We start from the raw sequence: 14,078 nt of genomic DNA, 5'->3' as shown, positions 1-14,078 counted from the left end.
CCGGCCCTGCTGGCCGGGCTGGTGGCCTGCGGGCGCTGCGGGAAGAAGATGTCGGTGCGCTACCAGCGCGGGGCGGGCGGGAAGCTGCACCCGCCTAGGTCTGTGGCTCGGACAAGACGACCTTCGCGACCGGGCAGTGCCAGCAGCTGGCCGGCGACTGCGTGGACGAGCACGTCACGGCGTTGCTGCTGGCCGCGATGGCCCCGGCGGCCGTCGAGGTGTCCCTCGCCGCCGCCGAGCAGGTTTAGGCCCAGCGCGCTCAGGTGGACCAGATCTGGCGGCAGCGTCTGGAGCGGGCCGAGTTCGCCGTGGACCGGGCCCGGCGCCAGTACCAGCTCGCCGAACCCGAAAACCGCCTGGTCGTACGACAGCTGGAGACAGACTGGGAGACCGCGATGGGCGAGCGGCAACGTCTGCAGGAGGAGTACGACCGTTTCCTGGCCGTGCGGCCCCGCACCCTCAGCGCCGCCGAGCGCGAGCAGATCCGCGCCCTGGCCGCTGATGTCCCCGGCATCTGGCATGCTCCCACGACCAGCGACGCGGACCGCAAGCAGCTGATCCGGCACCTGGTCGAGAAGGTCCACATTGAGGTGATCGGCACCAGCGAGAAGGTGAAGGTCCAGGTCACCTGGGCCGGTGGGCATCGAAGCGAGGGTGAAACAGCACGTCCGGTCGCCTGCCTGACCCAGCTCAGCTACTATCCGCAACTCATCACCCGGGCCCAGCGTCTGTGATGCCGGTGAGCTCGCAGGTCAGCGTGGTGCTGGGGCCGTCCACGGGAACCGTGGAGTGTTGCTGTGAAGCACGTGCGTCAGAATTCCTGATTCACCCTGGCCCTCCAGGAACGGCGTCCCCGGCTGTCCGGCGAGGGAGGGAGCAAGACGTGGACGTGCTGCACGAACGCTGCGCCGGCCTCGACATCAGCAAGAAGGACGCCAAGGTGTGTGTCCGCACCTCGAGTACGAAGTGGCGGGGGTCCTTCACGGCCGAGACCACGACGTGGGGCTCGACCATGAACGCAGTCCTGGAGCTGCGGGACCATCTGCTCGCCGCACGGGTGACGCTGGTGGTGAGGCGTACAGCCAGACGGCCCCTCCGACCAGGCGATGTGCCTGCTCGGAGGGGCCGTCACAGTGGCCGTTGCTTACGGGTCGGCGGCTACTTGAGGTAGACGAGGCCGTCGGTGGTGATGGTCGGGCGGCCGGAGGTGCCGACCACGACGATCTTTACCGTGTGCTTGGCGCTGGTGGTCCAGTTCTTGGTCCAGATCGCGTGACGGTACATGGTGGTGGACGACTTGAGGTCGACCGTGGCCACTTTCACGCCGTCGACGTAGATGTACGCCTGTCCGGAGGTGGAGGCCCGGGAGACCACCCAGGACGCCGACCGGCCGGTGAAGGTCCACGTCAGGGAGGCGTTCTTGGCGCCGCTGGAGTAGGACTTGCCGCCCAGGTAGCTCGTCGACGACCTGGTGGTCCAGGTGCCGGACTTGACCGCGGCGGTCTCCTGGAGAATCACCGGAGTGAAGCTGCCCGAGGCGGAGCCGGCGTTGCCCGCGAAGTCGTACGCGGTCACGTTCCAGGCCGTGGCCACACCGGACTTGGCGGTGTGCGCGGCGCTGGTGGTCGTGGTGGTGTAGGTCTTGGCCACGGGTGCCGTGAGGCGCACTTCCTTCAGGGCCGCGTTGTCGGTGGCCTTCCAGGAGAGGGTGACCGGGACGGCGGTGGTGTTCACCGTGCCGGCACGCAGTGACAGGGTGGGCTTGGTGGTGAAGGTGGGGGCGGTGGTCTCGGCGACGACAGTGGCGGCCGCGCTGGTGGACGTCTTGCCGGAGTGGTGCGTGGCACGGACGGCGACGGAGTGACTGCCGAGGGCAAGGTTCGTGGAGGTCGAGGTGGTCGTGGACGCGGTGGTGACCACCGGCTTGCCGTCGACGAGCAGTTCGAACTGCTTGATCAGTGAGGACGGCGTGGTCGCGCTCCAGCTCACGGTGACCGCGGACTTGGTGTAGTGCGTGGTGCCGGACTTCGGGGCGCTGACGGACTTGATGGCCAGGCCGGTGACCGGTCCGCCCGCCCAGGTGCGCAGCGTGGGCAGCTGGGCGTAGAAGGCGTTGCCCGGGCACTGGGTGTTGTAGCCGTCGCGGTGGCCGTGGATCGTGGGGAACCCGATCTGGGTGCCCTTGGTCCAGGACTTGCCGAAGTAGTTTGTGCCGTTGGCGCCCGCGGTGAGGGTGGTGGTGCCGTTCGGGTCGACGCCGTACTGGCCGAGCTTCCATGCGGCTATTCGGGTGGCTGTGACCATCGCGGCCTGCGGCGGGACGGCGTCGGTGTAGGTGCCGAGGACGGAGATGCCGGTGGTCTCCGAGTTGAAGCCGTAGGCGTGGGCGCCCATCACCGGGCGGTCGATGCCGCCCTTTCGGCCCTCGTAGGCCACACCGCACTTGTCGACGAGGAAGTTGTAGCCGATGTCCTTCCAGCCCAACTGCTTGACGTGGTAGGCGTAGATGCCGCGTACCAGGGCCGGGCCGTCGGCGCAGGTGTAGTCGTTGGACTCGGCGGTGTGGTGGACCACGACCGCCTTGACCTTGCCGTCGGGCAGGTAGCCGGGTTCCTCCGGGCTGATCGACTCATCCGCACCCCATTCCGTGCGGGAGGTGACCGGCGGCTGCGGCATCGTCGAGGGCGGCGCGGGCGGGAGCGTGGCCGTGGGCTCCGGGCTGGTGGAAGCCGAAGGGGAGGCGGATTCGGTCGGCGTACTGCTGCTGTCCGGCGACGGCGACTCCTCGGCGGAGGCGCTGCCCGAGGGCTCGGTGGTCGGTTCACCACTCGCGGAGGCGTCCGGTGTCGGAGACTCCTCTGCGGGGGCGGACTCGGACGCCGACGGCTGCGGCTCCGATGTCTCGTCAACGGCGAAGGCTGCGGGCTCCATCGCCGTCACGCTTCCCGTGCCCGGATCGACCATGTCCAGCCGCAGCCCCGCGGGCAGCTCGGCCGACGTGCTGCCACCGGCGCGTGCGCGTACCTCCACAGCGTCGGAAGCCCCCACCCACGCCGGCTCGGTACCACCGCGCACCGCACCGGCTTCGCCCTGGCCGCTCTCACCGTCCAGGCTCAGCCACTGCGACCACTTCCCCGACCGCACACCCCGCGTACGCACTTCCACCGTGCCGTCGAACCTGGCCGACGGGTCGGTCCAGGTGATGCCCAGCATGCTGAACGGCTTGGTGTCCCGCTTCTCCAGTGCCGCACTGTGCGCGTCGCCACTGGTCTTCAGCTCCGCGGTACGGGTCTCCGACCTGACCGGGGCCGACTGGGCATCCGCGTGCGACGCGCTGTCCGAACTGCCCGTCAATCCCTGGAACACCAGCACCCCGGACAGCCCAGCCACCACGGTGGCGGCCGTCACCCAGATACGACGCCGTTTCACGGCAATCCCCACCTCTTCAACACAAATGTGCGGGCTGGGGGACGCGTATGCCTGCGCGTCCGGCGCCTCAGCCCGTAAGAGAGGACCGTACAGCCGCCGCGCCTGGGCTCTCGCTGGGGTCCACGCTCGATTGCGCTGTCTCAACAGGGGTGTGAGGAAGGCGGTTTGGCCAGGAGGGGGCTGAACAACCGGACTGCTGAATTCAGGGCACATCTGAAGCGTGACGAAGATCACTCGAAACTGCAGGAACTGACGGCGTCGATCCCGAAGGGGTCTCGTGCGCTTAGCCCGTTTCCCCCCTCCGTCCGGTCACTTTTCGTGCGGGGCCCACCTGGCCTCTGGGACATGCAGACCTGACGGAAGCCGCCGAACTGGCCCTCAGTGGGCTCCTTGCGAACGTGATCGCCCACGTCCCGGACAGCCGCTGCGACATCTTCGTACTCCACCAGGACGCGGGCGTAGGGATCGAGGTGCGTGACGACTCCCCGGTCCTGCCCGCACCCCGGCACGCGAACCGCTGGGACGAGGGCGGGGCGCGGCCTCGCACTGATCGACGCCGTGACCGACGTCTGGGGCGCCGGACCGGATGGGCGCGGGGGTAAGGCAGTGCGGTTCGAGCTGAAGGGAGGACCCGGCATGTGTTGTAGCTCACATGAGGAAGCGGAGGCGCCGCCTCCTTTTTATGTGGACTGCCCCAGTATTTGATCTTCCCTCCCTGGATAAGTTTCGCGTTGGTCGCATTTTCTTCACATACGGCAAGGGCGGGACTGTGGGAGTGAATTGGGAATCACCCTCTCCAGAGGAGAGAGGGCGGATGTGGCATGAGAAGAGCAGGAGCCTGCGCTGGATAGCCAGCGGCTTGGCTCTGCTCATGTCCGTCACCGTGATGGAGGGGGCGGCGGCAGCGTCCCCCAGGGATTTGCCGGTGAAGGCTGACAAGCCGGTCCGGCCGACGGTCACTGCAGCGGCTGACATCGCCTCGGCGAAGGTCGCCGCTCGACTGTCGGGCAAGCGTGTCGAGGCGCTTTCCGAGCGTACGGAGACATCGACGACGTGGGTGAACAAGGACGGTTCGCTTACTACAGAGTTGACCGCGGGTCCGGTCCGTTTCCGGGACGGCGTCAGCGGTGACTGGCGTGATGTCGATCTGGACCTGGTCGCTTCCGATGGCTCGGTGGAGCCGAAGGCGCATCCTCGCGGGTTGAGGCTTTCGGGCAAGGCAGGTATCCCGGCGGCCTCGCTCAAGGCGGCGCAGGCGGCCAAGGCCACGGATCTGGTGACGCTGGGCGAGGGTGATGAGCAGATCACCCTGCAGTGGAAGGGCGGCTGCCCGCACCGAAGCTGGAGGGTACGCGCGCCGAGTACGTCAACGCCGTCCCGGGTGCGGATGTGGTGGTCGAGGCGACCCGGGCGGCCATATGGGCGCGACGGAATCCGACCGTTTCGGCAACACCGTCCGTGAGCTGACTGCTTCCAACCGCTCCCTGGCGCTCGGTCTCACCGCTGCGGACAGGGCCGCCCAGGCTGAGCTCGGCATCGCCCAGCTCTCCTCGGCGGAGCGCGCGGAGTTGCTCTCGACCCGGCACGGCTACACCGTTGACGGCGCCCGCAAGGTGGAGGAGCTCGGGCCGCTGCGCAGGGTCGACCTCACAGCGGACCTCGCCTCCGGCACCACGACCCTGGTCTCGGCGGGCACGCCGGTGACGGCGCGTTCGTGGACGCTCTTCGAGTACGACGCAGGGCGTCCCACCGACGGCACGGCCACGATCAAGGACCAGATCACCCGGACGACAGTCGGCGCCCAGGTGCGCGAGCACCCCACCGTGCAGGGTGAGACCCGGGTGACGCAGACCGTCTACGACTGGGTCAAGGGTCTGCCGGTCAAGACCGTCCAAGACCCGGACGGCGTGGCGATGACCACGACCATGGAGTACGACAGCCAGGGGCGCATCTACAAGGAGATCCTTCCGGGCTCCACGTCCACGGACGCCACGACTCGGGTGACCTCCTACTGGTCCGCTACCGGCACTGGCCTATGCGCGGGGCGGCCGGAGTGGGCCGACCAGCTCTGCTCCATCGGTCCCGGCGGCGCGATCACAGGCGGCGGGTCGAACCCGTCGCAGCTGGCGACGACGACCATCGAATACGACGGGTGGGGCAGCGTTCAGAAGATCACTGAGACCGCGAACGGCAGCACCCGCACGACCACCACTTCCTTCGATGACGCCGGACGTCCGGCGAAGACGGTGATGACCGGCGGCGTGGGCACCGCGATCCCGGAGGTCACCACGGAGTACGACCCGGCCAACGGCCAGTCTTCCAAGACGTCCTCCATCACCGGCGGGACCATCACGCGGACCTACGACAAGCTGGGACGCCAGATCTCCTACACCGATGCCGACGGCGGCGTGACGACCATGCAGTTCGACTCCCTCGACCGACCGGTCAAGGTCAGCGACTCCGTCCCGTCTACACTCTCGTTCACCTATGATCACACGGCCGAGCCGCGCGGCCTGATCACCAAGACAACCGACTCCGTTGCCGGCAGCTTCGAAGCCAACTACGACGCCGACGGCGGTGTCATCAGCGAGAAGCTGCCCGGTGGCTACACCATGACCCAGCGAAAGGACAGCACGCGGTCGGCTTTGTCCCGCACGTATACCCGGGACAGCGACGGCACCACCCTCTTCTCCGACCAGGTTCAGGAGTCCGTTCACGGCCAGGTGACCGCGCACGCGGCCTGGTCCGACCAGTCGTACACGTACGACGCGCTCGGCCGGTTGACCACGGTTTTGGACACCTCGAACACGGTGTGCACCCGCCGTGCGTACGGGTTCGACAAGCACAGCAACCGTCTCTCGCTCACCACAGCGACCGCTGCGCCGGGTGCTGACTGCCCGACCAGTGGAGGCACAGCGAAGACGTTCGCGTACGACAGCGCCGACCGTACCGTCGACGCTGGTTACACGTACGACGCCTTCGGTCGCACCACCGCAGCGCCCGGGCACGGCAGCATTGGCTACTATGCCAATGACCTGGTCCGTCAGCAGACTGTCAGCGGCAAGAGGCAGACATGGCAGCTGGATGCCGCCATGCGCGTCCGCTCGTGGACGACGGAGACCAACAGCGGCGGCACCTGGACGCAGACGACGTCCAAGGTCAACCACTACGACAGCGACACCGACATACCGCGCTGGATCGTCGAGAACGTCTCGACCGGCGAGCTGACCCGCAACGTGGAGACAGCTGTCGGTGGCCTCGGCGCCATCACAGGTAAGACCGGCGGCACAGTGCTGCAGTTCACCAACATCCACGGTGACGTCGCGCTCCAGCTTCCGCTGGACTCGGGCACCGCACCTGTCGCGCTCGAGAATGATGAGTACGGCAACCCGCGCACAGGACAGGCGGCCACCCGGTACGGATGGATGGGCTCGCAACAGCGCAGCTCCGAAACTCCTTCCGGCCTCACCCTGATGGGTGTGCGTCTCTACGATCCGGCCCGGGGCCGCTTCCTGCAGGTTGACCCCGTACCTGGCGGCTCGGCGAATGCCTATGACTACGCCAATGCAGACCCGTGCAACTCCACTGACGCGAGCGGCACGTACCCCAACTGCGGGAAGCGTCGGATCAAGAATGGCTACGGGATGCGCATCATCGTCAGCCGCAGCAGCGCCGGTATCGCGAAGAACGGCTGGCGATACATCCGCTACTACGTGAACGTCCAGGTCATGGGCTGGACGAACCGCTACTTGGCGAAGAACGTCTCGTACGTCGAGGTGTGGGGCAGCCCGCCCGGCCGCAGCGGCAAGCTGCGGAAGATGCAGGCCAAGGGCTCCTGGTACAACCCCGTCAAGATCGGCTGGGCTGTCCACGTGGCCGTCCAGGTGAAACCCGGTACCAGGATCTGGACGTACGGCATGGTCGGAGTCTTCGGATGGAACGGCTATGTAGCGGACATGTCCTACTCCTGCATGGCCAAGACATGATCCGGCTTAGCTGACCGTATAACCGTGTTGTGCAATGTGGCGCGCCCGCCCGGCGCGCCACATTGCACAACCGCCTGCGGAAACCCCGGAGGCAACGCCTACGCATGGAAGCCCGCGGAAGAACAAAGTAAGGAACAGGAGGCGCAATGAGAGGCATGGCTGATATCGCTCTGGATGCCTTGCACGCAGGCCCGCTTCAGCCCGAACAAGGACCCCGGCATGCCCTGCCCGCTCCCCTCACCAAAGGGCCTGTCGTCGCCGATGTCTGGATTGACGACAGTCTTGGATTCGCGCTCCTTATCCACCGCCGTAGTGACGGGCTTGTGTCCGAGGAGCTGTACCACTCCGTACGGAACAGCAACGGAGATTGGCTGGACTGTGAACACCTCGGCGGAGCCATCTTGGGATTCGACATCGAGGTGCCTGCGGCCATCGAGGACGCCCTGGCCGGTGCCCCCGTGGCCGTGGTGTCCGAGTCCGAATCCCTCATCTACACGGGGCGTAGCGACGCGGAGGAGGGATACGAATCTGCACGCGTCGTGACAGTGTTGTTCGGCGGCGAGGTCGATCTCATCGAGATCGAGGACCTGTCGCCTGCCCTCACAGCGCGGGACGAGCGATTCACCATGGATGTCACGTCGCCGCTCATGCTGCTCGTGCTGCTGCCTGGGCAGAAGTTGCGTGTATCGGCTCTACGGCACGAGGGCTCCTCCCTGATCAAGATCGGCGGCGCCATGGAGTTCTTCTATCCCGAGCGATGAGTGAAGCTTCCCCTTGATGTTGGACACCTGGAGACTGGGACGTGAGGTTCCGGAGGAAGTAGTGCCAGGTGGGAAGCAAGAGCAACCGCAGTAGGCGGTACACGGAGGAGTTCCAGCGCGACGCGGTCGCGCTGGTCCGGGCCTCCGGGAAGACCGTCACCGAGGTGGCCCGGCAGATCGGGGTCAGCGCCGAGGGACTGCGGAACCGGGTCAAGCAGGACATGAGGTCGATCCCCGGGAGTGGACACCGGGTTTCATGCGACGAGTGACAACGTATGTGACGTGATCAGTTGCTGTTCCAACTCGGCTGGTGTGAGGTAGCCGAGCGCGGAATGCCGACGGCGCCGGTTGTAGTACGACACCAGCGGAACAACTCCAGCCGAGTCTGTGCCTTCGAGGCCCAGCGCCTCTCATGGAGCAACTCGCGCGTGAGGCACTGGAAGAACGACTCGGCGAGGGCATTGTCATAGCTCGCGCCGACCCGCCCATGCTGCGGCGGATGCCGTGCTGGCGGCAGACGATTGCCCCGTTCCTCGCCATCGTGGTCTCCGCCTTCCGCAGCGGTTTCACCGGAGAGGGCATCGCCCTGTTCGCGGCCTACGGGGCGCAATGGGCCTGATCGTCGGCGCCGCCTCCCTGACCGTCGCTCTCACCCGCACCACCGCCGTCACCCGGCTCCGCCGCATCGGCGCTATTGCCCCGCGCCTCGGCGGCGGGCTCCTCCTTCTCGTCGGCGTGTACGTCGCCTACTACGGCTGGTACGAGATCCGCGTGCGGCGCGACCCCCTCCCAGGACGCGGTCATCGACGCTGCGGGCGACGTACAGCGCACGATCGCCAACGCGCTGGACACGATCGACCCTGCATTGATCGCCGCCCTCTTCGCGGGCCTGCTCGTCACCGGCGTGATCACCCGTAGGCGCCGAGCAGGTCGCCGCGGGTCAGCCCCTGATTCCCCGCCCGCATCGCAGGCACCGTTGTCCGGGTGACGGCCCGTAAGGCCGATGCAGCCCAGGTCCCCTCGCTGACGGGGCCGGGCCCTTGTCCGCCACTTTGACCTTGTGGCGATATGGACGCTGCGTTGACGGCCCGCACCCATCGAACCACCGGATCTGAAGTCCGCGCATCGGGGAACTTGGCCGGTGGCGCCCTCGAGGGCCGTGCGCGGGCCCGGTCGGCGTGCTCGGCGATCCAGTCGCTGACCGTGCGGGAACGGTGCGCGGAATGGCCACCCACGACGAGGTGGACCTTGCGGTTGAAGTGGCCGATGAGCCGGCCCAAGGAGCGCAAGGAAGTCTGAAATGTGAGAAATATCCAGCTCAATGTTCCCAGGGCGTTCCCATTGCGCGCCTGAAGGCCTCCCAGAGAGGTTCCCTGGAAGACCTCCAGTGCGTTGACCTGCAATTTTGCGGTGCCCCCGGCAGGATTCGAACCTGCGACACCCGCTTTAGGAGTTCGCTCTCTAGCCCTCTTCCGCGCGTAGGCGCGGGCCTCCGGCTGCCGTGCTGGGTTACTCAGGGATGCGGCTGTGCGCCGTCGTTGATGTCAGGCGTGGATGTCAGGACCGGAAGAGCTGTGAGTGCGGGCGGAGCTCCAGTGGGTCGCCCGGACGGTCCCCCCAGTTCCACCAGATATGCCGACCAAGGCCCCACCCAGTCGCTCTGTGGCGAAGAAGGCGGTGCCCGCCGCGGACCTGATCGGACGCGACTTCAAGGTCGACGCCCCGGGTCGAAAACTGGTCGGGGATATTGATTGCATGGTCAACGACGGGTGTACGCAGGCCAACAGGGCTAACTACGGCCGGCGTCTGCGCTGCACGGGTAATCGGCCTTCCTTCCTCGGCTCGCGGGTATCGTCGATCCGCTCATAGGCTAGAGAGGAGCGCGGAGGTTTGTGTTATGACTCGATCCGATTCACTCGCCCACTACATCGAAGAGTTGCGCTTGGATGGGAGGATCGATGAAACGGGGCTAAAGTTCGGCCTCTCTGCTGATGAGTTCGAGGAAATGGGTATAGACCCTGTCTCAGGCGGTGAAGTGTCCAGTATCTTCGGCCACTTGATCCACTACACGCAGTCTAGGTTTCTGGAGTCGATCTTGTCGACGCAGGTAGGGTTGCCTGGGTGGGGCGTCTACCTCTCGCCGACCCCCTACGCCGGATGCGTCGTGCCGTACAGGCTGGGTCTGCGTGCGGGCAGTGACGCCTGGATCATCGTGGATGTCCGGAATGTAGAGAAGCTGTGGGGGCCGGGGAAGGCTCACGCAGGCCCCCCGCCGTGGCCCGGCGGGCACATAGAGTTCTACTCCTCGACTCCTCTCGATAGATCTGCCGTCGTGGACTATGGCCACCTGAGTTCGTGTGGGGATCTCTGATGACTGCAGAGGAAGAAGCGCTGCTCCGGAAGGTGGAACGCCTGGTGGCGGCAGCGATACTCAAGATCCAATCCGAGCTGAAGCTGAGGAGGCCGGTCGCCGCATGGGACGGCAACCAGCGAGTGTGGAAGTTGCGCAAGCGCTCGGCAAATGACCCAATCCAGGTCGAAGTCCTTACTTCCATCGCAACCTTCCCTACCTACTCTGTGCATCCCGGGGATATACGAGAGGTTGAGGTAACGATTACTGCTCGCGCATGGTCGCGTGAGCAGCGTTACGCGACTCAGGAGCGGCGGATCTACACGAAGCTGCTGAAAGATGCGGGAAGGATTCCGAGGGCCGAGGAATTTGAGGCCGAACTCGCCGAAGCGTTGGCGGAAGCAGACGAGCTGGCCGAGCAGTTGCCCGAGGCAGCAAAGCGGCTCGAACCCTTCCTTACGAAGGACATAGGCAAGCCTTAGAAGTCGTTCTAGGATTACTCGCGATCGTTGGTGCCTGTGTGGTGAGTCTTGCCAAACGCCTCGTGCCGGACGAGTTGCGGGAGCTGTTCGAGGGTGGTACCACCGACTCAGGTGATTCGCCCGCAGGGAGGTAAATCGGCGAACGGGCGGCCGTCAGCTATTCGCCGCAATCACCTTGGCACAACCCGGGCTGTAGGTGGCGGCAACTGCCGGCAGCAGCGCTGTCGACCACCGCCTTAGGAGCGAGGTGGGGCGAGTTGGGCGCTGACCTGGGTAATACTGGCTTCGGTGCCTGCGGCCCCTCAGCCCCGCTGGTAGCCGCGGTTCCCCGTGAGTCCCCACTCCATGTGGCACGACTGTGGCACGGAGGACTGCGACGGGCCGCACCGGTCGACACCTGCTTTGTAAGTTCACCCGGACACCTGTCGCACCCGGATGCACCATCAACGCCAGCACCACGGAAGGGTGCCCGATGGTGCTGCTGTACGCCGCCGTGATCTCAGATGGTGATGTCAGGTTGGATGGCCGCGCTACCTACACGCTGGTGCCGAGTGCAGCCCGCATGGCGGCCACCAGACGCGTACGTTCACTGGTGAAACGTCCTGACCGTCGCTCCGCCGCCTCCCGGTAATTGAGCACCGCTTCGAGGTCCTCGGGGAAGACGCCGAGGATACATAGCGCCACCACGCAGCCCGGGGAGAGGCCTGGCACCGCCCGCAGCGCCTCGCGCGCGTCTGTGATCCTGTCTTGAACCGTCTCTGCGGGTCCTTGCTTGACTTCCTCAAGCCGCTGCAGCGCCAAACCCGCTGCAGCGGTCTGAGTCGTCAAGAGGCCTTCCAGCATGCGGTACGCCTGCATCGCGAGAGCGCGCCTGGTCGCATCCGTGTGCATACCCTGCAGCTCGGCGTCCAGCCGCTCTAGCGCCGGCACCACATCATCGGGCGCCACCAGCTCCGCTTCGGCGTGGGACAGCCGGTAGGCATGGAATGCCTTCTTCGCCGCCTCCACGGCCTCCTGCGCCCCGCTTCGTTGCACTGCCTCGTCGGCCTCCTGAGCTTCCGCAGCGGCTCGCAGGTAGGCGGACAGAACCGACCACCGCAGGTCTCTCATAGTCTGATGCCACGCGGCCCCGGCCGCGGTGTCAGCCGCCGCCCGTGCCGCAGCCGCCTGCGCGTGCCCACCCTTCGCCTGGAGCCAGGCTCCTACGACTGCCCCCGCGGTGGCACCAACCACGCCTGCAACACCAATCAGCGCCACCAATATCTCCGTCTTCACGAGCTTCATCATCGCCGACAACGGCCGTACGCCGAGCCGGAAGACGAACTGGCACCCGCTCATTGCTCGGGCGGCGCCAACAGCCTCAGCCGGGGCGTAGCTTCCTGTCGCGCATTCGCCAGCTCCGTCTGCTAGGTCTCGGCTCAGCGTTTGGCGGCGTTTGGCGGCTTCGAGGCAGGCAGCTGCGGACGCCCCAGCGACCAGCTCGGGCTGACCGCCAGTCACCGGTCGCTCTGCCTGCTGGTTAGCCAGACGACGCCTACACACCGGCTCCGCTAGTGGCACTGGCTTCGCACCCAGGCTTCTGCTCAGCCGATTTGGCCGAGATGTGGGACAGGTGGCCAGGTAGACCGCTAACTTCGTGTGGTGGATCAGAGCATGCATGGCTTGATCGGCCTCAGTGGCGCGGAGTGGCAGGACCTGTGTACGCGAGTACTCAGGATGCAGCACGGGGCCGATCTAGTCCCCGTCCCAGACAAGGGCGGCGATCACGGCCTTGAGGCGTACACGCTAAGTGGTCATCTATTCCAGTGTTATAGCCCCGAAGAGCCACTGTCGAATCAGAAGCGTTACGAGAAGCAGCGCGATAAGACCACAAAAGATGTCGGCAAATTTATCGACAACGCCGACAAGCTCAAAAAGCTCTTCGGCGAGCACGTGAAGATTAACCGGTGGATCATCATGTGCCCGCAAATCGATAACAAAGATCTCGTAGCTCACTGTGCATCGCAAACGAAAAGGATTCGCGATGCCAATCTGACCTATGCCGACCCCAATATCCACGTCATCTGCCAGACAATGGAAGACTACGAACTCAGCTACAAGAAGGTAGTCAACGCGCAACTTGCTCGCATGCATTTGCCCCCCCTCGCGGAGCCGGACTACAGCTCAGTCGACAGCGCCGGCGTGGACAAGATGCACGAAAAGCTCGCCAAGGTGCATAGCTTGCGCGACGAGTCACGTAGGAGTGAGTACGTAAGACGGCTCCTGTACTCGTACATAAACAGTCAAGAATTTCGCGCCTACATCAAGGATCATTACACCGAGATCCACGCACTGCTTGAGTCGGAATTGGACGACCTGGAGCAGCGTCTCGTAATGGAGTTCAGCCTAGACGACAGCCGTGCCGCCGCACTCCTCCAGCGGGTTCTGACCGAGACCGAGACCAGGGTTAAGGCATGCGCGCCCGACACCACTTCAGGTGACTCGCGGACCCTGGCCCACGGGCAGGTCGCAGAGTGGCTAATGAGGTGTCCGCTCGACTTTTACGAAGAGGCGTCCTAGGGAGCTCGATATGTCTACGTCGTTTCTAGGTGCCAACGACGAACTCATCAACGCGCGGATTGAGTTCCGTAGCCAACCACACCCGATCCCAGCCGATGCACGCGTTGCCTACAAGTTGGCGCAAGTCGCAATAGTACTGAGCGCCTTCAACAAGAACAGTGCATCGATTGAGAATCTCCATCTATTCACGTGGTCCCTGCAGAGTAAGCGCGCGGGTCAAATGCTCCTGTCTTGGTGGTCCGGAAATAGGTATGCGAGCACCATCACTCAGAGGTCCGACCCACACCTTCCCGTAGCACTAAACGTTGGGCTTATTCGAGGAATGGTCAACATTACGGGTCCGAATCATAGCCGCGTTACTCTCCAACCGCCAGGGGTCCTGTTTGCGCAACAGATTGAACTGGACGAGGAACTCATGAGCGCGGAGAAGGCTTACCTCCGCCAATTCAGCAAGCTAAGCGATGCGGCAGTTGCGCGACGACTCGCACGTAATTCTTGATGGTCAGGTTTG

Annotated in this window: 10 protein-coding genes and 2 pseudogenes; 8 read left to right on the top strand and 4 right to left on the bottom strand. The window is 65.3% G+C overall.

All coding sequences use genetic code 11. From position 1 onward, the window contains the following. The first annotated feature begins 263 nt into the window (after window positions 1-263). Window positions 264-734 (top strand): hypothetical protein, encoded by a 471-nt coding sequence (locus OGH68_RS15270; protein WP_264250457.1) that lies wholly within the window; start codon window positions 264-266, stop codon window positions 732-734. Between the two features lie 424 nt (window positions 735-1,158). Here the strand turns inward: OGH68_RS15270 and OGH68_RS15265 are convergent, their stop codons facing one another. Continuing rightward, window positions 1,159-3,213 carry an N-acetylmuramoyl-L-alanine amidase gene (locus OGH68_RS15265; RefSeq protein ID WP_264250096.1) on the bottom strand — a complete coding sequence of 685 codons (2,055 nt, stop codon included), beginning with the start codon at window positions 3,211-3,213 and terminating at the stop codon, window positions 1,159-1,161. A 1,030-nt stretch (window positions 3,214-4,243) separates the two neighbouring features. Between OGH68_RS15265 and OGH68_RS15260 the strand changes: the two genes are divergently transcribed. From OGH68_RS15260 to OGH68_RS15245, 4 genes and pseudogenes are all read left to right on the top strand, one after another. Continuing rightward, entirely contained in the window at window positions 4,244-4,891 is a 648-nt protein-coding gene (locus OGH68_RS15260; RefSeq protein ID WP_264244446.1) for a hypothetical protein, read from the top strand. Next, window positions 4,836-7,415 (top strand): annotated as a pseudogene (locus OGH68_RS15255) (RHS repeat-associated core domain-containing protein); the annotation flags it as partial. The gene OGH68_RS15260 and the pseudogene OGH68_RS15255, both read left to right, overlap by 56 nt. A gap of 155 nt (window positions 7,416-7,570) precedes the next feature. Beyond that, window positions 7,571-8,176 (top strand): hypothetical protein, encoded by a 606-nt coding sequence (locus tag OGH68_RS15250; RefSeq protein WP_264244444.1) that lies wholly within the window; start codon window positions 7,571-7,573, stop codon window positions 8,174-8,176. Window positions 8,177-8,244: 68 nt separating this feature from the next. After that, window positions 8,245-8,445 carry a transposase gene (locus tag OGH68_RS15245; RefSeq protein ID WP_264244442.1) on the top strand — a complete coding sequence of 67 codons (201 nt, stop codon included), beginning with the start codon at window positions 8,245-8,247 and terminating at the stop codon, window positions 8,443-8,445. On the opposite strand, the pseudogene OGH68_RS15240 reads toward OGH68_RS15245, so the two are convergent. Together OGH68_RS15240 and OGH68_RS15235 are read right to left on the bottom strand one after the other, a co-directional pair. Then, window positions 8,431-8,695 (bottom strand): annotated as a pseudogene (locus OGH68_RS15240) (integrase core domain-containing protein); the annotation flags it as partial. The gene OGH68_RS15245 and the pseudogene OGH68_RS15240 overlap by 15 nt on opposite strands. A 78-nt stretch (window positions 8,696-8,773) precedes the next feature. Then, window positions 8,774-9,028 (bottom strand): hypothetical protein, encoded by a 255-nt coding sequence (locus OGH68_RS15235; RefSeq protein WP_264244440.1) that lies wholly within the window; start codon window positions 9,026-9,028, stop codon window positions 8,774-8,776. A 1,045-nt stretch (window positions 9,029-10,073) separates the two neighbouring features. Between OGH68_RS15235 and OGH68_RS15230 the strand changes: the two genes are divergently transcribed. Both OGH68_RS15230 and OGH68_RS15225 read left to right on the top strand, forming a co-directional pair. Next, window positions 10,074-10,547, top strand: coding sequence for a hypothetical protein (locus OGH68_RS15230; RefSeq protein ID WP_264244437.1), 474 nt, complete (start codon window positions 10,074-10,076; stop codon window positions 10,545-10,547). Further along, entirely contained in the window at window positions 10,547-11,008 is a 462-nt protein-coding gene (locus OGH68_RS15225; protein ID WP_264244436.1) for a hypothetical protein, read from the top strand. Before OGH68_RS15230 ends, OGH68_RS15225 begins: the two co-directional genes overlap by 1 nt. A gap of 534 nt (window positions 11,009-11,542) precedes the next feature. Here OGH68_RS15225 and OGH68_RS15220 read toward each other — a convergent pair. Continuing rightward, window positions 11,543-12,283: a hypothetical protein gene (locus tag OGH68_RS15220; protein WP_264244435.1), complete on the bottom strand. Its 741-nt coding sequence runs from the start codon at window positions 12,281-12,283 to the stop codon at window positions 11,543-11,545. A 366-nt stretch (window positions 12,284-12,649) separates the two neighbouring features. On the opposite strand from OGH68_RS15220, the gene OGH68_RS15215 reads away from it, so the two are divergent. Continuing rightward, window positions 12,650-13,567 (top strand): hypothetical protein, encoded by a 918-nt coding sequence (locus OGH68_RS15215; protein ID WP_264244433.1) that lies wholly within the window; start codon window positions 12,650-12,652, stop codon window positions 13,565-13,567. The last annotated feature ends 511 nt before the right edge of the window (window positions 13,568-14,078 follow it).

It is taken from the genome of Streptomyces peucetius, assembly GCF_025854275.1.
Taxonomy (GTDB): Bacteria; Actinomycetota; Actinomycetes; order Streptomycetales; family Streptomycetaceae; genus Streptomyces; species Streptomyces peucetius_A.
This window is presented reverse-complemented; position numbering and strand designations above follow the sequence as displayed.